The sequence below is a fragment of the Arthrobacter sp. NyZ413 genome, assembly GCF_049390645.1.
Taxonomy (GTDB): domain Bacteria; phylum Actinomycetota; class Actinomycetes; order Actinomycetales; family Micrococcaceae; genus Arthrobacter.
Window position 1 is genome coordinate 1359719 of record NZ_CP155434.1, and the last position, 19987, is coordinate 1379705.

At 65.9% G+C, this 19987-nt stretch carries 15 protein-coding genes; 1 reads left to right on the forward strand and 14 read right to left on the reverse strand.

The window, feature by feature from the left end; genetic code table 11:
• Positions 1 to 2: 2 nt before the first annotated feature.
• The 4 genes from ABCW42_RS06415 to ABCW42_RS06430 form a co-directional block, all read right to left on the reverse strand.
• Positions 3 to 1502 carry an OmpL47-type beta-barrel domain-containing protein gene (locus tag ABCW42_RS06415; protein WP_423184060.1) on the reverse strand — a complete coding sequence of 500 codons (1500 nt, stop codon included), beginning with the start codon at positions 1500 to 1502 and terminating at the stop codon, positions 3 to 5.
• Positions 1499 to 1993: a hypothetical protein gene (locus ABCW42_RS06420; protein ID WP_423184061.1), complete on the reverse strand. Its 495-nt coding sequence runs from the start codon at positions 1991 to 1993 to the stop codon at positions 1499 to 1501. The genes ABCW42_RS06415 and ABCW42_RS06420 overlap by 4 nt, the downstream gene beginning before the upstream one ends.
• A 13-nt stretch (positions 1994 to 2006) precedes the next feature.
• Positions 2007 to 2843 (reverse strand): hypothetical protein, encoded by an 837-nt coding sequence (locus tag ABCW42_RS06425; protein WP_423184062.1) that lies wholly within the window; start codon positions 2841 to 2843, stop codon positions 2007 to 2009.
• 90 nt (positions 2844 to 2933) lie between these two features.
• The gene (locus tag ABCW42_RS06430; RefSeq protein WP_423184063.1) at positions 2934 to 3389 is read right to left on the reverse strand and encodes a hypothetical protein; all 456 of its coding nucleotides are present in this window, start codon (positions 3387 to 3389) and stop codon (positions 2934 to 2936) included.
• Positions 3390 to 5144: 1755 nt separating this feature from the next.
• On the opposite strand from ABCW42_RS06430, the gene ABCW42_RS06435 reads away from it, so the two are divergent.
• A complete protein-coding gene (locus ABCW42_RS06435; RefSeq protein WP_423184064.1) occupies positions 5145 to 7388 on the forward strand; it encodes a DUF222 domain-containing protein in 2244 nt (747 codons plus the stop codon).
• Positions 7389 to 7729: 341 nt separating this feature from the next.
• Here the strand turns inward: ABCW42_RS06435 and ABCW42_RS06440 are convergent, their stop codons facing one another.
• The 10 genes from ABCW42_RS06440 to ABCW42_RS06485 form a co-directional block, all read right to left on the reverse strand.
• On the reverse strand, positions 7730 to 7957 hold the full coding sequence (locus ABCW42_RS06440) for a hypothetical protein (protein WP_423184065.1): 228 nt from the start codon (positions 7955 to 7957) through the stop codon (positions 7730 to 7732).
• A gap of 62 nt (positions 7958 to 8019) precedes the next feature.
• A complete protein-coding gene (gene deoC, locus ABCW42_RS06445) occupies positions 8020 to 8724 on the reverse strand; it encodes a deoxyribose-phosphate aldolase (RefSeq protein WP_423184066.1) in 705 nt (234 codons plus the stop codon).
• A 143-nt stretch (positions 8725 to 8867) separates the two neighbouring features.
• The gene (locus ABCW42_RS06450) at positions 8868 to 9776 is read right to left on the reverse strand and encodes an FAD-dependent oxidoreductase (RefSeq protein ID WP_423184067.1); all 909 of its coding nucleotides are present in this window, start codon (positions 9774 to 9776) and stop codon (positions 8868 to 8870) included.
• Positions 9777 to 9908: 132 nt separating this feature from the next.
• Positions 9909 to 11069 carry a uroporphyrinogen-III synthase gene (locus ABCW42_RS06455; protein ID WP_423184068.1) on the reverse strand — a complete coding sequence of 387 codons (1161 nt, stop codon included), beginning with the start codon at positions 11067 to 11069 and terminating at the stop codon, positions 9909 to 9911.
• Positions 11070 to 11079: 10 nt separating this feature from the next.
• The gene (gene cobA, locus ABCW42_RS06460; protein ID WP_423184826.1) at positions 11080 to 12114 is read right to left on the reverse strand and encodes a uroporphyrinogen-III C-methyltransferase; all 1035 of its coding nucleotides are present in this window, start codon (positions 12112 to 12114) and stop codon (positions 11080 to 11082) included.
• Between the two features lie 5 nt (positions 12115 to 12119).
• Positions 12120 to 14759, reverse strand: coding sequence for a nitrite reductase large subunit NirB (gene nirB, locus ABCW42_RS06465; protein ID WP_423184069.1), 2640 nt, complete (start codon positions 14757 to 14759; stop codon positions 12120 to 12122).
• Positions 14760 to 14926: 167 nt separating this feature from the next.
• On the reverse strand, positions 14927 to 16696 hold the full coding sequence (locus ABCW42_RS06470) for a phospho-sugar mutase (RefSeq protein ID WP_423184070.1): 1770 nt from the start codon (positions 16694 to 16696) through the stop codon (positions 14927 to 14929).
• 95 nt (positions 16697 to 16791) lie between these two features.
• Positions 16792 to 18237, reverse strand: a complete 1446-nt coding sequence (locus ABCW42_RS06475; RefSeq protein WP_423184071.1) for a PepSY-associated TM helix domain-containing protein — start codon at positions 18235 to 18237, stop codon at positions 16792 to 16794.
• Positions 18238 to 18362: 125 nt separating this feature from the next.
• Entirely contained in the window at positions 18363 to 19148 is a 786-nt protein-coding gene (locus tag ABCW42_RS06480) for a YcnI family protein (protein ID WP_423184072.1), read from the reverse strand.
• A gap of 112 nt (positions 19149 to 19260) precedes the next feature.
• Positions 19261 to 19878 carry a hypothetical protein gene (locus ABCW42_RS06485; RefSeq protein WP_423184073.1) on the reverse strand — a complete coding sequence of 206 codons (618 nt, stop codon included), beginning with the start codon at positions 19876 to 19878 and terminating at the stop codon, positions 19261 to 19263.
• Positions 19879 to 19987 lie beyond the last annotated feature (109 nt).

Consider the following 19987-nt stretch of genomic DNA (forward strand, 5'->3'; position numbering starts at 1 on the left):
GGTCAGAACTTCGTTTGCCCGCCTGTGGTGATGGTTCCGAGGGGGTTGCCGGCCTTGTCCGCAGCGCCCGGTACCGGAGTGTAGACCGGAGCGGCCGGTGAGAGGCCGGTTCCGGCTGTGCCACCCGAGCCCATTGAGGTGAAGGTGATGACCAATGCTCCAGAGGACTGGGTCCATGCCATGGTTGCCGTGAAGGTCCGCGCCGCGGTGCCTGTGTTGTAGGCGGCATTAAGGGAGACGCTGCCGAACGCGGGTGCCGTGCAACTGGGGCTGGAGAACGTCAATACGTTCCCTGTGCTGATGCTGGCGGTACCGTTTGCAAGCTGGCTGGCGGACGTAGAGTCCCAGCCAGAGCACAAGGTGTGTGGATCCATGTCATTCGAGAAGGTGATGGTGAGCGTGTCCCCGGAATCGGCTGTCTTTGCCGTGCCGCCGTTTGCCATGGCGACGGAGCTGACGGTCGGGGCGGTGGTGTCGATCTTGACCGTTTGAGCCTGGGGGTTGCTGGCGTTCCCTGCGATGTCCGTTGCGAAGTAGGACACGGTATGAGTGCCGCCGCCACTTACGTTCACCGCGGCCGTGGCTGCGTTCACGATGACTTGGGTGCCGCCGTCGACGCTGTACTTGATGTTGGCGACACCCGAGCCGCCGGCATCCGTCGCACTGAGGTTGACTGTCACAGGGCTTGTCCTGTTGTAGCCTGCCGCGTTCGGAGCAGGCGAGATGGATGCGACGGCCGCCACCGGCAAAACTGTGTCGATCTTGACCGATTGGGATTGCGGCGTGCTGGAGTTCCCGGCAGCATCGGTGGCGAAATAGGAGACCGTGTGGGTACCGTCGCCGCTCACTTTCACGGCTGTAGTGGCGCCGTTGACGCTCACCGGGCTGCCGCCGTCGAGCGCGTAGGTGACCGACGCAACGCCGGAACCGCCCGCGTTGTCCGTGGCGCTGAGGTTCACGGTCACTGGGCCCGTGTTGTTGTAACCCGCGGCATTAGGCGTCGGGGCAACGGACGACACACTGACGGTCGGCGGAATCGTGTCGGAATTAACGCCGGTGCTCCGTGCGCTTTCCGAACCGGTCCACAGCGAAATCACGGGGGTCACCGTGTAATACCACGTTCCCGCCGGCACGTTTTGCTCAGTGCATGCCAGGGTAGTCACAGTTCCCGCGCACCCTCCTCCGGCGGCGACTTTGGTGCCTCCTGTGGAGGACGAGTATCGGGCGACGGTATAGCCGGTCACGGCGTTGCCGCGCGGAGTAGCGACGGCGGCCCAGCTGACCGTGGCGCTCGTCCCGTTCAAGGACACGGCAGGGGTGCTCCCTTGGGGCACCGTGTCCGCTTTTGCCGCTCCGAAGTTGCTGTTGCTGAGCGACTGCCAATAGGCGTTTGCACCCGGGCCGCCCCAGGCGATGAAGAGGACTGCCAACGTCGCCCAGGCGGCACGACGGCGGATCACGCGCTTGTTCTTGCGGCTTGCCGGGTTCTGGGGCTTGTTCATTTGCGTACCGCCATCGTCACTGGAAGCTGGAATACGGAGCCCTGGCATGCGGATTGTGATGCGGCCGACATCGACGCGGCGCCGGGAAGCGTGATCAAGATCGAGGAGCCCGCGGGGATGGTCACCGTGGGGGCGAATGGAGTCGCCGGCACGTTGAACGTCACACCTGTGGTGGTGCACAAGGGGTGTGAGGCGTCCGCTGTCGCGGCACCGCTGGAAGTGAAGCTGTAAACCTGCACCGGGAAGGCGTTCGGGTTGCTCGCGCGAACGATCACGTCGGCGCTGCCTCCAGGGACCAAAGTGGTTGCGGGGGTGTCGCCGGCAACCAGTGCATCCACGGTCACCGTCTGCATCCCGGAGTTGGCAGCCGAACCGCTGCCGACACCGATGGTGGACCAGTAGGCGTAGGCCGTTCCGACGCCGAGGACCAACGTGAGGACCGCAACTGCCACAGCTGCTTTGATGGCCCTCAGGGAGCTGCTTTTCATCATTTTCGCGTTCATGTCAGTTGCCCTGCGCCGTTCCGGAATAGCTGAGCTGAAGCGTTGCGCCTTTGCAACCGTCCTGGTTCGCTGAACTGTTCAGCATTTGTATTCGGGGCCATTGGCTTGAGGGGATGCGCAGGGCCGAGAGCGAAGAGTTCCCGGGTGGTGCGGTGAACGGGTAACTGCCGCTGAACTGGACGATCGCGTAATCCGAAGGGTTGCACGGCCGATTGTTCGCCACTGCCTGGGCGGTCCGGGCAATGCCGGCAATGGACACCGTGAGTCCTGTAATGCTGAGGTTCGAATTGCCCGGGTTGGCCAGTTGGAGGTCAATCGGTGCGCCGTAGCCGGGCGCCAGGACGCCGGCGGGACTGCCCGAGATCGAGAACTGCTGGTGTTGACCCGCCGTCACCGTCAGGGAAATGTCGACGGCGGAACTGACCGTTCCGCTGGTGCCTTTCACGGTCACGGTAAACGTGCCAAGAGGCGTGGCGGACGTGGTGGAGAGGTTCAGTGCCACGTTTCCCGAACCGGGCCCGACGGCGACCGTCGCCGGCGAAAACGATGCGACCGTTCCCGCCGGCAAGCCGGATGCCGCGAGGGAGACATTTCCGGTAAATCCGCCGCTCGGCTGTACTACGACGTTGTAGCTTGCCGAGGTTCCTTGCGTGGCGGATTTACTGGCCGGTGCCACTTGCAGCGAGATGCCCTTTTGGCTGCTGCTTTGGCTGCTGTTTCCTGCGGCGACCACGACCCCGGCGGTCAGGACCACCAGGAAGAAGCCGGCTAGTAGGGCTTTGGCTCCCGCGCGAACCGTGCGGATCTTCGAGCGGTAGGGCTCATCGATGCTCGGCACCGGGGCCTCCTAGGGGATGTGTAGTGCGAGTTTGTTGCAGGCTGGCGTGACCAGCTGGTGGGCCGCTGAGGTGGCCCACCAGCTGGGGATCTACTTGCTTGTGACAGACACAGTGATGGTTGCGCTCTTGCAGCCGTCCTGGTTGGCGGCGCTGTTGGCGAAGGCCAGCGTTCCGCTGCCAACCGACGTGCCCGTGGAGTTGCCCACGACCGTGGAGTTCGAGGTAACCGCGGTGACCGTGAACCACGAGGCGAGGCAGTTCGTGGGGTCGCTCGTGGAAACGGTGGCGGCAAGTGCTCCTACAACGGTGTCGGTGTTGCTGGAATTGTCGGCGGTGTAAGCCACCGCGGTCGAGTTGCCGGGTGCGAGCCCGGCGTCGAAACTCGCGTGAAGGACAACGGTGCCGCCTCCCGCCGAGTTTGCCGCGCCGCCGGAACCGGTGCCGGTGGTGGTCCAGTATGCGTAGGCAGCTCCGCCGCCCGCCGCCACGAGGGCAATGGATGCCGCAGCTGCGTATACTTTTCCTCGCTTGCTCAATGTGCGCATGAGTGACTCCTTTTGAATTGGTATTCCCAGAAATTGCGACAATGGGCAAAGAATTCGAATTTACCAATCCCGGGGGATTGCCCATCCGTCGATAAACAAATGCTGGCATGCGCGATGATTAACTATCTACGAGTGGGAATACCTGTTTCTGGTTAACCAAAGCGAGTGGTCCTACTTGTTCGTGATTTGTGCGCGTGCGGGGCGGTGTGTCCGGGCGGCGCCTTTTGGCTGTGTGTTGCAGCGTTGGATGGGGTGTTACGTTGGCCAATTGGCAACCTGGCGTGGGGGCTTTCCGCTACGGGCGCCCGTGATTGCTTGTGTTTCCGGGCAGAAGGCAGGTGGTGGCTTGCGGCGCCGGGCGGAGCTCAGCCGCGTAGTGTGCTCACCGGTGATAGTTAACGCTGTACAGGCTGGGCACGTTGAGGTCGGTTTTGCGGATCCGGGAGCCTGGGATCGGCGAGCCTTCAGGGGTGGTTCGACCCGACTCAAGTCGACGACGCCGATCGCGAGCCCCTCGCTTGATGCTCCGGAATTTCAAACAATTACCGCTGAGGGCGGGGATGGCCCTTTTGTGGCGTGCCCTCGGTGATGACTCTTGCGATGCGCGTTCGACGACGCCGGCGCCGTTCCCGTCGCTGGTTGCGGCGGAATTTCAATCGAGAACTGCCGTGGGTGGGAACGGCGTTTAATGTCCGGGTGTGCTGTGAGGCTTTGATTATGGACGGGATTGGGGGATCGGTTTTGCGGACGCGGCAGCTTCGGACGGCGCGTATCCGGGTGGTGGTTCGCGTGACGCAGGTTGACGACGCCGGCCGGAATCCTTTCGCTTATGCTGCGGGATGGCGAACGAAAACCGGTATGGGTCATGCTGGCCCCTTTACTGTCGGGGGTCCGTGGAACGCTGTGGTTATGGACGGGATTGGGGGATCGGTTTTGCGGACACGGCAGCTTTGGACCTGCGCGCCGTCGGATAACGGCTAGCGGGGCGCAGGTCGACGACGCCGGCCGCGATTCCGTCGCTTATGCTGCGGAATCTAAAAGAAACTCCGGAATGTGAAACAAGAACCGTAGCGGGTCGTGCGGGGCTTATTTTGTCAGGGGTCCGTGGGAGGCTGTGGTTATGGACGGGATTGGGGGATCGGTTTTGCGGACGCGGCAGCTTCAGACCGGTGCGCCGTCGGGTAACGGCTTGCGCGGCGCAGGTCGACGACGCCGGCCGCGACCCCATCGCTTGATGCACCGGTTTTGAAAACAAGCGCCGCTTTTTCGAACAAGAACCGTAGCGGGTCGTGCGTGGCTTATTTTGTCGGGGGTCCGTGGGAGGCTTTGGTTATGGACGGGATTGGGGGATCGGTTTTGCGGACGTTAGAGCTTCGGACGGACACGCCTTCGGATATTGGCTTGCGTGGCGCAGGTCGACGATGCCGGCCGGGATCCCGTCGCTTGCGCGGCGGAATCTAAAGGAAGCTCCGGAATCTGAACCAAGAAACGTAGCGGGTTGTACGGGGCTTATTTTGTCGGTGCCTTCTGGGAGGCTTTGGTTATGGACGGGATTGGGGGATCGGTTTTGCGGACGCGGCAGCTTCGGACCGGCGCGCCGTCGGATAACGGCTTACGTGGCGCAGGTCGACGACGCCGGCCGCGATCCCGTCGCTAGATGGTCCGGTTTTGAAAACAAGCGCCGGTTTTTCAAACAAGAACCGTAGCGGGTTGTGCGGGGCTTATTTTGTCGGTGCCTTCTGGGAGGCTTTGGTTATGGACGGGATTGGGGGATCGGTTTTGCGGACGCGGCAGCTTGGGACGGACACGCCTTCGGGTGATGGTCCGCGTGGTGCCGGCGTTCGTGGTGCCGGCGTTCGTGGTGCCGGGTCGCCGGTCGCTGCTCTTCCCGGGACGGATCCCGGTCCAGTTCCTGGTACCGATCCGTTCGCCTTGATCGAGGCGGCGATCGCCGCGGTAGTGGCCTTCCGTCCCGGCACCCCCACCCCTTTGGCCGGCACCGCTTTGACCGGCACCGGCAGCACCGGCACCGCCGGCACGAGCAACCCCGGCAGTAGTGGCCCGGGCACCGGCAACCCTTTCGCCGACACCGCCGACAGTGACCCCGAAACGGCCGGGATTACCGGCGGCGCGGGGGCGGGGGCGGTGTTGATTGGTCAGTTGCGCCTGTTGGAGGATTTGAAGTCAGCGATCGCCGGGGCGCAGGCCCGGATCACCGTCGCGTTCGATAATGTGCAGCGCCGCGCCCACGCCGGGCAGGGGGTTCCTGCCGCGGAGCAAGGCAAGGGCGTCGGAGCGCAGGTCGCGCTGGCCAGGCGGGAATCCCCCGCCAAAGGCTCCCGCCTCCTGGGCCTGGCGAAGGCGCTGGTGGTGGAGATGCCCCGGACCCTGGCCGCCCTGGACACCGGACAGCTCAACGAATGGCGCGCCACACTGCTGGTGAAGGAAACCGCCTGCCTCAGCGCGGAGGACCGGGCCGGTGTCGACGCCGAACTCGCCCCGGACACCGGAACCCTGCACGGCGCCGGAGACCGTGCCGTGACCGCCGCCGCACGGGCGGCCGCGTACCGGCGTGACCCGGGCACGGTCACCCGCCGCGCGGCCCGGGCCGTGACCGAGAGGCACGTCAGCCTGCGCCCGGCCCCGGACACCATGACGTACCTGACCGCGCTGCTGCCCGTGGCCCAGGGCGTGGCCGTGCACGCCGCCCTGACCCGGCACGCAGACACCCTGCGCGCCGGCGGGGAGACCCGCTCCCGCGGACAGGTCATGGCCGACACCCTCGTCGAACGCACCACCGGCACCCGGGCCGGGATCACCGGCATCGACCTCCACCTCGTCATGACCGACCGCACCCTCCTGCAAGGCGACAGCGAACCGGCACGGATCCCCGGCTACGGCATCGTCCCCGCCACCTGGGCCAGAACCCTCCTCACCACCAACCCCGGACCCACCAAAACCAACCCCGAACCCGAACACCCCGGCGACACCGGACCCGACGGAACCGGGTCTGATGCAGGAGGCGACACCGGACCCGACCATGGAGACGACCGTGGAGACAACGGAGCGGGCCACCGGACCGGAGCGGATCGACGCGACGGGCAAGGGCCCGGAGGAGCTAACGACCACCTCGGCGGAGACAGCCGATCCAGGCAGGCCCGGCCGGGCGGCCGATCCAGAAGGGACGAGCAGGAACCCGGTGCCGGCAAAAACGGACCGCAGCACGGAACCGGGCACGACGGCCAGCAACCCGGCACCGAAGCCGGGCAGGCCGGGCAAGCTCGCTGGGACAAGCACGAACCCGGCCCCGGACGAAGAAACCGGACCGGAACCGGGAAAGACGGTCCGGACCACCGGAGCAGACGCAGCCACCGGGCAGGCCAGCAACACAGCGCCGGTTACGGACACAGCGCCGGCCGGCAACGCGGCGCGGGGGCCGGGCACGCCGCGGTCGCCGGGGCGCGCCGCCCCGGGCCGGGTAACCACCAGCCCGGGGATGCAGAGTTCAGGGTCTGGTTGCGGCGGCTCTTCACCGCGCCCGGAAGCGGGGAACTCGTCGCCGCCGATTCGAAGGCCAGGCTCTTCCCGCCCGGGCTCAGGCGCCTCATCCAGGTCCGGGACAACACCTGCCGCACCCCCTACTGCGACGCGCCCATCCGGCACCTGGACCACATCCTGGCCTGGCACCTGGGCGGAACCACCAGCCAAACCAACGGCGCAGGACTCTGCGAAGCCTGCAACCACACCAAAGAACTCCCCGGCTGGAGAACCCGCACCCGAAAACCACACCCCGGACACCGGCATGCCTTCGAACTCCTCACCCCCACCGGGCACAGCTACCAATCAACAGCCCCGCCCCTGCCCGGCACACCCCACACCCCGGACACGGACCCGGACATCGAAATCTCACCCTTCGAAACCACCGCCCTCTACCACTGGGACGACCGGACCCACCAACACAAACCAAACCACCAACCACAACTCCGCAAACCCGCCTAAAAACAGCCGGCCCGCCTAAAAGAACAGAACAGCCGGCCAGAAAACAACCAGCACGCCCAAAAACAGCGTGCGCCGCACGCTCCCGCACTGCATCAAGCTGCCTGATAAGTGCTTTGGAAACAGCCGGCACAGTAGAAAGAACAGCCGGCCAGCTTAGAAAGCACGGACCCGCCTAGACATGCACGCGCCACGAACGCCGCCAGCGCCAAACCCGACAAACCCGACAAACCCGACAAACTCAAGCACCTCTGCACGCAGGGCAAGCACATCCAGGCTGCCCAACGAAAAAGGGCTGCTTCCCGAAAACCGGGAAGCAGCCCTTTTCATAAGTTTCTTGGTTTTTAGCTCTCGCCAGCCGAGTCGGAACGGCCGAGGACAGTCTGGGGGATCCAGAACGCGAGGGCGAACAGGCCCAGGCAAACCGCCATCGGCCAGGGGTTGTCCAGCGTCAGGAAGGCAAGCGAGTAGATGGCGCCGAGGAACAGGGCCATCATGATCACGAAGAGCAGGATGCTCGTGCCCAGGGGGTTCTCTTTCTCGACGACCTTGCTGTTGGCGTTCTGGGACATGCTTTCCTCCTTGGCCCCGGAGGGCTCAAAAACTAAGGCGGCTGCTGGCGCCCGTCAGTATTTCAGTACGCGGATGAACCCTGTTCACCCTTGACGATGGCAATTCCGGAGCTCGCACCAATACGTGTTGCACCAGCAGCAATCATAGCCTGTGCATCAGCCAAGGAGCGCACTCCGCCGGAAGCCTTGACCCCGAGGTCCGGGCCAACCGTTTTGCGCATGAGGGCCACATCCTCAACGGTGGCGCCACCACCATTGAAACCGGTGGAGGTCTTGACGAAATCCGCTCCAGCCTCGACGGCTGCCTGGCACGCCAGGACCTTCTGCTCATCGGTCAGGAGTGACGTTTCGATGATGACCTTCAGGATGGCTTCGCCGCCATGGACAGCTTCGGCAACCTTAGCTATGTCGTCCACGAGTGCGCCTTTGTCACCGGCGCGCGCTGCCGCGATATCGATCACCATGTCGATCTCGTCCGCGCCGTCCAGGACCGCGCCGCGAGCCTCGAAGGCTTTGACGTCGCTCGGCGTGGCACCCAAAGGGAACCCAACTACCGAACACGTGAGGACTCCGGACTGCTTGAGTGCCTTTTTCACGGTCTTGACCCAGATCGGGTTGACGCAGACCGACTTGAATTTGTAGTCGACAGCTTCTGCACAGACCCTCAGCACCTCGGCTTCGCTGGCCTCAGGCTTGAGGAGGGTGTGGTCGATGTAAGTCGCGATGCTTGCCGTGTTGTTGGCGGCAGCCGGGGCTTCGTTGCTCATTGCGGTCCTTCCGTGGCGGGCCGGTGGCTTTACGGCCGCGCTTCCGCGGCTCGTCAAATGACCATCTTGCCACACCGTCCGGGCAGTGCGGCGGCTGCCCGGACGGTGGCGAAGGACACGGAGCGGCACCGGTCAGACAGCGGTCAGGCTGCGGTGTCGGCTGCTTGTTCCGGCAGCATTTTCCCCACGATCCGGATCCTCGCGTCGTCCACGAGTCGGGTTGCACAAGAGGCCGCCGCGGCTTCCGAGGACAACACGAGGCCAAGGCGCAGGCCGTCACGTGAGGCGGCGTCGCCGATCGCCCAAATGCCCGGGACCGAGGTGGCGAAATCGCGCCCGACCCGAATGCCGCCGTCGGGAGCTGTCTGCACTCCGGCGGTGCCCGCGAGGCTGCCACGGGGAATCCGTTCTTCCGCGAGGACAATGAGGTCGGCGTTCATGGTGCTGCCGTCATCGAACACGATTCCTGTTGCCGGCAAGGCGGAACCCGCGACGGAGGGCATGACGGCGGCCGGGCGCAACGTGGTGCGGATCGGCCGGACACCGCGGGTACGCAACACCGCCTCGGCCTGCCCTGCCGCCGGTCCGGTCCCCACGAGTATGCCCAAGGGTCGACGACCAAGCTGCTTGGTGATGTCCGTCACCGCGGTGCCGATCTGTTCGGCGTCGTCGATTGTGGAATAGCTCAGGCCGCTGGAGGCGCCCTCGACCGGCGGGAGCACCGGAGCGGACCCCGTGGCGATCACCAATTGGTCATATGCGAACTCGAGGCCTTCATCAGTGGTCACTGTGCGGGCCTCCGCATCGATGAACGCTGCGGCCTGACCGAAACGGATGGACATGCCGGGGGTGGCTGCCAGGCTGAGGAGGGCTTCCGGGCAATCGTCCCGGTTGCTCAGGATGGTGATGGCGAACACCGGTTCGTGGACGCCGTGTGGTGCATCGGGCGCCGTAAGGCCTCGCATGGTGAATTGCCGGATGAGCGACTGGGCCGCGGGTCCGGCCCCGACGATGACGAGGTGGATTGGGTTCGCAGGCGGGGTGATGGGCATGATGTTCCCTTCGCTGAGGTAGTGCTGTTGCCCAGCGTAGGCCAACGGTTTTTCGGCCGTGTTTCCCCGTTGTTGCGGGACAGCGGGCGTCCGTTCCCTGCTGGTTACCCGGTGGTAATGAGTTGGATCACGTTAGACACGAATGCGGTAACCCCGCTTCACCACGGTTTCCACAAGTTTCCCGTCAGGCAACGAGGACCGCAGGCGGCTCACAGTCATGTCGAGGGCGTGGACGGATCCGCGCAGCTCCAGCAGGTCCGAAAGTGCCTCGCGCGACAATACCGCGCCACCCGCCCCGAGGAGGGCGCGCAGCAGGAGCAGCGGAGCAGGGGCCAGTTCCACCACGTTGCCGTCGATCCGCAGGCAACGGCCACGCAGTTCGATATTTCCTGCGGGCGTCTCAAGCCGGCGCACATGGTTCAGGGACAAATGTTCGGTGACCAGGCGGATCAAGGCACCCATACGGTACCGGTCCGGGATCAGCGGCGACAGTCCGGCGTCGACCAGCGGCTGGGCGGTAACGGGCCCGACGGCGGCAACCGTCACCTGGGTCTTGAGCGCCTCGATCAGTTGGCGGTACATGCCCATCTCGTGGGCCGTGCTCCACATGGCGTCCACCGCGGGCGCGCTCGTGAAGGTGAGCACATCCAAGTCTCCACTGCACACCGCCTCGATGAGGCGCGGAAGCTTGTCCTCGCCGTCGGGCTTGACCCAGCGGTACGGGGTGACGGTGAGGACGGTCGCGCCGGACATGCGGAGCCGCTCCAGCTGCCGCACGTCGGTGTACCCGTGGAGCTGCACGGCAACGGTCTTCCCCCGCACGCCTTCGTGGAGAAGCATGTCCACGAGCGTGGCGGTGGTCTCGTCGCTGCTGATCCCGACGTCGGCGAGGCCGGCCGCGCGGACGGCACCCCGGGCCTTCGGTCCCCGCACGAACATCCGGCAGGCTCCGAGGACCTCGAGGAGCTGTTCCCCGATGCCGAAGGAATCAGCCGCTTCGCACCAGCGACGCATGCCGTACGCCGTGGTGGCGACGCAGATATCCGGCTTGGCTTCGATGATTTTCCGGGTGTCCTCGATGAGCAGGAGGTCTTCCTGCACGGGAGCGATCTTCAGGGCGGGGGCATGCAGCACTGAGGCGCCGCGCCGTTCGAGCGCTTCAATGAGGTCGCTCGAACGTCGGTGGGAAGTCACGCCGATCCGGAAACCGTCAAGCGGCGCCTCTTCGTTGGGGCCGGGCGTGGCCGATGGCGAGCCGGCGTCGACTGGCTCAAGGGCATTCAGGGTGGGCATGGGGGTCCCTTCAGGCTTCAAGGAGCGAAGCCGCGAGGCGGTCTAGTTCTGCGGTGGATTCGGCTTGATTACGGTTGGCTTCAGCCACCCGGACCACCTCGCCGATGACCAAGACAGCCGGGTTGGAGCAGCCGGAGGCCGCGTTGACGATAGTACCGAGATCGGCGATGGTGGTGCGTTGCCCCGGGCGGTAACCGCGTTCGACGACGGCCATGGGCATCGCGGGGTCCATCCCGGCCCGGCTCAGGCCGGCAACCAATTGCGGGAGGGTGCCGATGCCCATAAGGACCACGATAGTGCCGCCGAGGCCCGCAAGATGCGTGTGTTCCTTCTCCGTCAAAGGCGCATGGCCGGAGACGACGGTGAACAGGTGGCTGACTTCGCGGTGGGTGACCGGGATGCCGGCGGCCGCGGGGACCGAGATGGCGCTCGTGACGCCGGAAATGACCTTCACGGGAACGTTGGCGGCCACGCAAGCGGCGACTTCCTCCCCGCCGCGGCCGAAGACATAAGGATCGCCGCCTTTGAGCCGCGCCACGTTCTTGCCCGCGAGGGCGGCGTCCACCATCAATTGTTCGATATCGCCTTGGGCGACCTTGTGGTGGCCGGGACGCTTGCCGACGTCGATGAGTTCCGCGGAGGTTAATGCAGGCAGCTCCTGGTAGGGGGCGAGGCGGTCGTAGAAGACGACGTCGGCATCGCGCAGTGCGGCAAGCGCCCCGGCCGTCAGGAGATCCGGAGTGCCAGGGCCGCCGCCGATGAGGGTGACGTGTCCTGCCGGCCCGGCGGCGGGTTCAGTGGCGACCGGTATTCCGGCGTCCCGGCAGCGCTGGAGCAGGGGCTCCCAGCCGGGCTGGCCGTCGTCGACGGCGGCAACCAGGAAGGGGTTCTCGGGCAACGGGCCGTCGGACTCAAGTCCCTCCGGGGAGCTCAAGCGGTAGACGACCGCGCCCGCGGCTTCATAGCGGCGGAGCGCTTGGCGGGCTGCCGTTGCCGAGCCGAGGACGAGGACATCGCGGCCCGTGAGGTCGATGGTGAGCTGCATGGTGGTCATTTCCCTTCACCTGCGGAGTCAAGGCCGGAACGGACGGGGATGGCGGCGGAGGAGATCAGGACGCTGCCTTTTTCCTCCCGGGTGGCAGGGCGGATCTGGCCGCGTTCGGGAACGAAGGCGATGGCATCGTCCTTCTGGTCGGGAGCGTTGACGAAGGAACGGAAGCGGCGGAGGCGCTCCGGATCCTTGAGGGTCTCCGCCCATTCGTCCTGGTACGTGTCGATGTGGCGAGCCATGGCGGCTTCGAGGTCCGCGGCGATGCCGAGGGAATCGTTGACCACCACGTCCTGCACATGCTGCAGGCCGCCGTCGAGCTCTTCCTGCCAGCGCGCGGTGCGCTGCAGCCGGTCGGCGGTGCGGATGTAGTACATCAGGTAACGGTCGATGTAGGCGATGAGGGTGTCGTCATCGAGGTCCTGGGCGAGGAGTTGGGCGTGGGCGGGCTGGAAGCCGCCATTGCCGCCCACGTAGAGGTTCCAGCCCTTGTCTGTGGCGATCACGCCGACGTCCTTGCCCCGGGCTTCGGCGCATTCGCGGGCGCAGCCGGAAACGCCCATCTTCAGCTTGTGCGGGCTCCGCAGCCCGCGGTACCGCAGCTCCAGGTTGATGGCCATCGCCACGGAATCCTGGACACCGTAGCGGCACCAGGTGGAACCGACGCAGGATTTCACCGTGCGCAGGCTCTTGCCGTATGCCTGGCCGGACTCGAACCCGGCATCGACCAATTCCTTCCAGATGTCCGGAAGTTGCTCCAGGCGGGCACCGAACATGTCGATGCGCTGACCACCCGTGATCTTCGTGTACAGCCCGTACTTTTCGGCCACCGCTGCAATCACGCCCAAACCCTTGGGGGTGATTTCACCGCCGGCGATGCGGGGGACCACCGAGTAGGTCCCGTCTTTTTGCATGTTGGCCAGGGCGCGGTCGTTGGTGTCCTGCAAGGTGCCGCGCCCGGCGCCGAGGACGTATTCGCTGTTCTGCGAAGCGAGGATGGAGGCGATGGTGGGTTTGCAGATGTCGCAGCCGGCACCGGTGCCGTATTTGGCCAGGATCTCTTCGAAGGAGTCCAGTTCCAGGACGCGGATGGCGTCGAAGAGTTCCTGGCGGGAGAGCGCGAAGTGTTCGCACAGGGCCTTGGAGACCTCGATGCCGGACTTCTTCAGTTCCCCTTCGAGGAGCTTCTTGAGCATCGGCACGCAGGACCCGCACTGGGTCCCGGCCCGGGAGCAGGCCTTCAGTTCGCCCAGTTCCCGCACCGGGGCGTTGCCCTCGCAGGACCCGCAGCCGTTGATCGCGTCCCGGATGGACCCGGCGGCGACGTTGTTGCACGAGCACAGGATCGCGTCGTCGGGCAGTTCGGTTTCGGGGGCGTCCCCGCCGCCGGCGGCGGTGAGGTACGCGCCGGGTTCGGCCGGGAGTTCCCGGCCCAGGAGCGGGCGCAGGCTCATGTACGGGGTGGCGTCGCCGACGAAGATGCCGCCCAGGAGGGTCTTGGCGTCGTCGGTGGTGACGATTTTCTGGTAGACGCCGCGGGCGGGGTCGGCGTAGACGATTTCCAGGGCGTGTTCGGTCTTGGCGAACGCGTCCCCGAAGCTGGCCACGTCCACGCCGGAGAGCTTGAGCTTGGTGGCGGTGTCAAAGCCCGGGAAGGTCGCTTCCCCGCCGTGCAGGCGGTCCGCGACGATCTCGGCCATCGTGTTCGCCGGGGCCACCAGGCCCAGGCACATCCCGCCGAAGTTCGCCACCTCACCAATCGCCCACACCCCGGGGACAGACGTCGCACAGTGGTCATTGATGACCACTCCGCCCTTTTCGCCCAGTTCGAACAGGGATACCTCGCCTTCCGGTGCGCGGAAGAGTTCATCGCGCGGACGGATGCCGATCGATGCGATGACCATGTCGGCCGGGATGGTCCGCCCGTCCTTCATCAGGACGCCGGTGACCTGGCCGTCGTCGTCGGAAAGCACTTCGGCAGGGTAGGTGCCGGTCAGGACCTCGAGCCCCTTCGCCCTGACGAGCCTGCCAAGCGCCTGGCCCGCGCCTTCGTCCAACTGGGCGTTCATGAGCCAGCGGGAGCCGTTGATGACCGCGGCTTCGGCGCCGAGTTCCACGGTGCCTGCCGCCGCTTCGAGGCCAAGGAGCCCGCCACCGATGGTGACCGTCTTCGCCGGACGACCGAGCCTTTCGGTGAGTTCGGCAACGGCTTTGTTGATGCCCCACACGTCTTCCAGCGTCCGGTACACATGGGCGAGTTCGCTGCCCGGGAAGGGAAGTTGCGCGGCGTCGGAACCCGTGGCGACGACCAGGTGGTCATAGGCGTAGCTGTTTCCAGCGGACGTTTCCACTGTCTTCTCACCAGTGTTGATCTTGGTGACGCGCTCACCGGTGCGCAGGTCCAGCGAAGCGTGGTCCCACATGGACATGTCGCCCAAAGTGAGGTCGTGGTCCGTCTGCGTGAGGGCCTTGCTCAACGCGACGCGGTCGTAGGGGAGGTGTGCCTCTTCCGTCAGGACCGTCACGTGCCAGCCCTCAAGACCGCGGGTGTGCATTGCGTCGGCAAAACGGTGGGCGGCTGGGCCTCCACCGGCGACGACAATACGGCGCTGGTTGTCTGGGATGGATGTGTGTCCGGTCACTGGTGGCCTTTCGCGTACGCCGCAGAACGTGCTCCGCAACTTGTCACTTCAGCGTACGAAGGGGCAGTTTCACCTCAGTTTCCCGTTTGTTTCGTGACTTTAACTTCTGGGTCACGATTAGATTTCCCAGCGTGTGAGGACTCTTTTACGAGCCGGACACATTGCTTTCAGAGCCCCAAAGCCTCGCGCACGTCGGCCAGGATGTGGTCCAGCGTGGTCCGCGCCGCACTCCGGGTTTCCGCGAGCTCGGCCGCGGAACCCACCGGTTTGATGACTTCGAGGTAGCACTTCAGCTTTGGCTCCGTGCCGCTCGGCCGGATGATGACGCGGCTCTGGTCCCGGGTCAAGTAGAGGAGCCCGTCCGTTGGCGGGAGGTGCCCGCTTCCCTCCGCCAGGTCGGTCACGGCCTCGATCGCGGACCCGCCGAAAGACTCGGGAGGATCTGCCCGGAGCCGGTTCATCATGGCGTCCAGCAAGCCAAGGTCCGCCACCCGGATGCTGAGTTGGTCGCTCGCGTGCAGGCCGTGCACGAGGTAGATCTCGTCCAGGGTGTCGAAGATCGTCTTCCCTTCGGCCTTGGCCGCAGCGGCGAGTTCGGCGATGAGCAAGGAAGCGGAGATGCCGTCTTTGTCCCTCACCAAGTCCGGGGCGACGCAGTATCCCAAGGCCTCTTCGTAACCGTAGACGAGTCCGGGAACCCGAGAAATCCACTTGAATCCGGTCAGGGTTTCCTCATGGGCAAAGCCGGCGCCCGCGGCAATGCGGGAGAGGAGCCTGGAGGAGACGATGGAATTGGCGAAAACACCCTTCCTGGGCGCGAGGCCCGGGGTTACATCGGTTTGGCCGGCTTCGCCGGCGGCGTGCCGGGCCACGGCATGCGCGCCAAGCAATGCTCCCACCTCGTCGCCGCGCAGCATCCGCCATGCCCCAGAATCGGGGTCCTGCGCCGCCACAGCCGCCCGGTCGGCGTCGGGGTCGTTGGCCAGCACGATGTCCGCACCTGTACGGGCGGCGGCTTCAAGGGCCAGGTCCAACGCACCGGGTTCTTCGGGGTTGGGGAAGCTGACGGTGGGAAAATCCGGATCCGGCGTTGCTTGTTCCTCCACCAAGGTGACGTCTTTGAAACCCGCGGCTTCCAGCACAGACACGGCCGTTTCGCCGCCCACGCCGTGCATGGGCGTCAGCACGATCTTCACGTCCCGCGCGGGGAATTTCGCGGTGTCGGCGAGGCCCGCGATGGCGGCCTCGTAGTCTTTCCTGATGGAATCGGAAAGCACGGTCCACCCCGATTCCGCAAGGGCGATGGACTCCAAAGGGCCCACTGCCGCGATGGCCGCGGCGATCCGGGCATCGTCGGGTGACACGATTTGGGAACCCTTCCCGCTTTCTTCCACTGCGCGGCCGCCCAGGTACACCTTGTATCCATTGTCTTGCGGAGGGTTGTGGCTCGCAGTCACCATGACGCCGCCGTCGCAATCGAGGGCGCGGACGGCGTAGGCGAGCAGCGGGGTGGGGAGTGCGGATGGCATCAGGAACGTCTCGATTCCGGCTGCCGTGAGGATGGCTGCCGATTCGTTCGCGAAAATGTCCGAGTTGTGCCTCGCATCAAAGCCGACGACGGCGCGTGGCCGGGTTCCGGGAGATGCCGCGCCTACTGCTTCGTTGAGGAACGCCGCCAAGCCGGCCGCCGCACGCCGCACCACCACGCGGTTCATCCTGTTGGGTCCGGGGCCGAGGGCGGCGCGCAGTCCCGCCGTGCCGAACTGGAGGGTTCCGTTGAAGCTGTCCTCAAGCTGTTGGCGCGCAGCCGCGACACCCCTGGAGGCGAGGCTGGTGAGTTCGGTAAGGGCCGCAGCCGTGACCGGATCCGGATCCTGGGCAGCCCATTCGGTGGCCTCTGCAATCAGCTTTTCAGTTTCGGCATCGCTTGATGTCATAGGGATAAAACTATCGTCATTGGGCATCGATGCCGAGTCGAGGACTGTGTCAGCCGTCACAGTCCTCGACCCGGTCATCCGGCTAACCCGGCCGGTCAGGTTGCCTGGTTGAGGCGCGCTCCGCGTCGTTTCATGGCACCGACAGCGGTGTCAAGGATCACGAACGCCAGGAGCGACCAGCCGAACACCGGCAGGAAGAAGCCAAGGACCACCATTGCCGTGATGGCCGCGAGGACGCCGGCCCAGTGCCCGCGAAGGAACGCGCCGCGCGGAGCCGGACGGCCGAAGGCCCACGCGCTCCCGCGGGTCGGACGGCGCCGCCACCACATCACATAGCCCCAAACCACCATCGCAGTGAGGCCCACTGCTACCGCGAGGAGGGCCAGTTGGTTAGGCAGCCCGAAGAGCAGGCCCATGTGCGCCGCGATCGTCCAGCGGGTCAGCTTCGCCGCGAGGCTGGTTTGGTTGAAGTCCGCGCGGCTGGTGACGGTGCCCGAGGCGGGATCGACGGCGACGGCGCTGGCGGTTCCAGGCCATTCCCGGCCCGCTTCAGTGACAGTCCAAGCCTTGCCCGGTTTGGCGGGAGGCTTGATATCGACCATGGGCGCCGAGATGATGTCCGCCCGGGCGATCTTCAGGACGGTGTCATACGCGGCAGGGTCGATGGCCGCGGACGAGGACGGCGAACCGCCATGGCCGGCGTGTTCACCCGAGGACACTGTTGGAGGACCGCTCAGCGCCGTGGAGACGGTAGGCGTGTCCCACCCCAAGGCCGTGCGCAGGGTGCCGATGTTGGCGCCCGCTTGTCCGGACCACGTCAGGCCCGTCGCTGAGAGGAACACGAACGCGGCGAGCAACACTGTGCCCACGGTTCCGTGAAGCCACACGGTCCTCGCCCGGCGCGACTCCGGCCTCTTCGGCGCCTTGCCGGCCCGCCGCCGTCGTACCCTGTCCACCCACAGGACCAAGCCGCCCAAGGCGACTACCCAGAGCCAGGACGCCGCGAGTTCGCTGTAAATGCGGCCCGGCTCGCCGAGGTTCAGGGAGCGGTGGAGGTTGTCGATGAAGGTCCGCAGCGGCATGGCGCCGCTGCTTCCGTAGGTGGGGAGGTCGCCGCGGATCTCGCCAGTCCCGGGGTCGACGAACAGCGTCCGATATTGGGACTCGCCCAGGGTGGGATCGGCGAAGAGCACCCGGGTGGTGTCTTCCGGGCCGGGCGCCGGCCGGACCGACACCGGCGTGGCCCCGCCGACGCGGCTTGTCGCAGCCTGGACCTGGGACGAGAGCGGTAGTGGATGCGCGACAGCGGGAACGTGTAGTTCGTGGTCGTAGATCACTTGTTCCAGTTGCGGTGTCATGGCGTACAAGCCGCCGGTCACCGCTGCGACGAGCAGGAACGGAGCGGCAAGGATGCCGGCGTAGAAATGCACCCGGAGCAAGAAGGCGCGGAACCAGCCAGTGGCAGCCGTCGACGGCGAATCGGGACGTAGTGATGGAGGTCCGTCCTGCCCTTGCGCAGGACGGTCAGTCAAGAGAGTCATCGTTGATCTTTCACAGTAAAGGGCAGCCTCAACCGCCTCGCGGGAGGCTGCAGGGTAGGCCAAAGGGACCCACGCCGAATCGACGGCGTGGGCTCCTGTGAAATGGAAGAGGTTGGTCCTCGCGGCTACTTGGCCGACGGTTCCTTGGGGGCGGCGTTGGGCGCAGCGGTTCCAGCGTTCGCTCCGGCCTTTCCGGCGGCCGGTCGCGTGCGAGCCAAGGCGGTCACGCCCGCGGCGAGGCCCACCAGGCCGGCTGCGAGTCCGAACCAGCCCGCCGTCGAGCCGGCGTCATTCGACGACGAGGCTGCCGGGGCGGCCGCGGGAGCCGCGGTGGCGCTCGGAGAATCCGACGTCGGAGCGTCCTCCGCGGTGGTCACGAAGGAGGGCGCGGGGTGCTCGGGCTCGGGCTGGCCATCGACTGCCTTCTCGTCCCACTTGACGACGGTGCCGTCCGTGTACGTCTGGGTGGCCGGCATGGAGATGGTGGTGCCTTCCTTCGGGAGGACGCCCACCGAGATGGAGAACGATTGGTATTGGTTCTGGCCGATTTCGTGGGCCGCGTCGGCGGTCCAGACTACGGAGGTCACGGCCTTCGTGACGGTGGCTCCGTTGACCGTGACCGGCTTGGGGAGCGTCGTGGTGACAAGCTCGGACGTCCAGCCCTCGATGGGCTTGACGGACACCGAGTTGAAGGGTGAATCCGCCGGCAGGGATACCTCGAGCTTGTTGCTCTTGGCCGTGGCGGACTCGTTGGGCATGTTGAAGGTCAGGTGCGTGTATCCACCGGCTGCTGGGTCATCGGGGTCGACGGTCACGTGGGCCGAGGCGGCAGAGACGCCGAACGCGAGCATGCCGGCGGCCATGAGGGCGGCTGAGGTGGTCTTGAGGGTACGGCTGGTTACGGTTTTCATGGCAGGAGTGCCTTTCACAAAATGGGGACTGTCAAGGGCGGGAGCGCGTAGCGCACCCGTGAGGCGTGATGGCCGCCCGTCTTGGTCCCGAGTCAGGTGAAAGGGGCTGCGTTCAGGCGGCGGCGATCATCGCCGGAGGTCCCCGGCGGGAAGGCAGCTGCAACCCCAACCGGCTGGCGGGGATGATGTACGAAGCCAGGAAAACGGCACGGCGTTCGACCGGGCCAAGGCGGCACGGCTCGGGAAGTTGCACCAGCGGCCGTAACCAATGGGCCACGGCCCACAGGGCGCGTTCGCCCCGGGCCAGCACCAAAGCCGTGCCGAGCGTTGCGGCGGCGTGTGCCGCCAACATGAGGCCGCCGTCGTCCACTCCATGGGATGGGAACACTGCTTCAAGCGAACCTGCGATGAGGGACGCCGACGTGTGCCCGCCGTGCACCGAAGCCGCGGCCATGGTGGCTGATGACGGCATCGACATGGTGGAAAAGGCGTCGAAGGACCAGTGAAGCCAGGCCTGCCCGGCTCCAAGCAAGGCCAGGAGGACGGGAAACGACAAGCGGAACCGGGTGAGGACGGCCACGGGAACCATCGTCAACGCGCAAAGTGCTGCGAGCACCGCGGGCTCGGGCAAGCGACCGCCCGCGGCGAGGTGGCCACCGGCGGACAAGCCGAGGACAACGGCGCCGATCAACCCGGTCCGGAACAGCCGAAAAGAAGCACGCGTCTTCATCGGCGATCCTTTCCAGGTAGTCGGGCTAGTGTCGGGCGTCACATCATGTGGCTTGCAGCGATGGTACCAGCGGTGCAGGGCGATATTCGGAGGAACTCAAAATATGGCC

Coding starts and splice junctions, on each gene's coding strand:
- ABCW42_RS06450 (WP_423184067.1), bottom strand. CDS start 9,776: ATGCCCATCACCCCGCCTGCGAACCCAATCCACCTCGTCATCGTCGGG.
- ABCW42_RS06485 (WP_423184073.1), bottom strand. CDS start 19,878: ATGAAGACGCGTGCTTCTTTTCGGCTGTTCCGGACCGGGTTGATCGGC.
- ABCW42_RS06415 (WP_423184060.1), bottom strand. CDS start 1,502: ATGAACAAGCCCCAGAACCCGGCAAGCCGCAAGAACAAGCGCGTGATC.
- ABCW42_RS06475 (WP_423184071.1), bottom strand. CDS start 18,237: ATGACTCTCTTGACTGACCGTCCTGCGCAAGGGCAGGACGGACCTCCA.
- cobA (WP_423184826.1), bottom strand. CDS start 12,114: ATGCAGCTCACCATCGACCTCACGGGCCGCGATGTCCTCGTCCTCGGC.
- ABCW42_RS06470 (WP_423184070.1), bottom strand. CDS start 16,696: ATGACATCAAGCGATGCCGAAACTGAAAAGCTGATTGCAGAGGCCACC.
- ABCW42_RS06480 (WP_423184072.1), bottom strand. CDS start 19,148: ATGAAAACCGTAACCAGCCGTACCCTCAAGACCACCTCAGCCGCCCTC.
- ABCW42_RS06440 (WP_423184065.1), bottom strand. CDS start 7,957: ATGTCCCAGAACGCCAACAGCAAGGTCGTCGAGAAAGAGAACCCCCTG.
- ABCW42_RS06455 (WP_423184068.1), bottom strand. CDS start 11,069: ATGCCCACCCTGAATGCCCTTGAGCCAGTCGACGCCGGCTCGCCATCG.
- deoC (WP_423184066.1), bottom strand. CDS start 8,724: ATGAGCAACGAAGCCCCGGCTGCCGCCAACAACACGGCAAGCATCGCG.
- ABCW42_RS06435 (WP_423184064.1), top strand. CDS start 5,145: ATGGACGGGATTGGGGGATCGGTTTTGCGGACGCGGCAGCTTGGGACG.
- ABCW42_RS06430 (WP_423184063.1), bottom strand. CDS start 3,389: ATGCGCACATTGAGCAAGCGAGGAAAAGTATACGCAGCTGCGGCATCC.
- ABCW42_RS06420 (WP_423184061.1), bottom strand. CDS start 1,993: ATGATGAAAAGCAGCTCCCTGAGGGCCATCAAAGCAGCTGTGGCAGTT.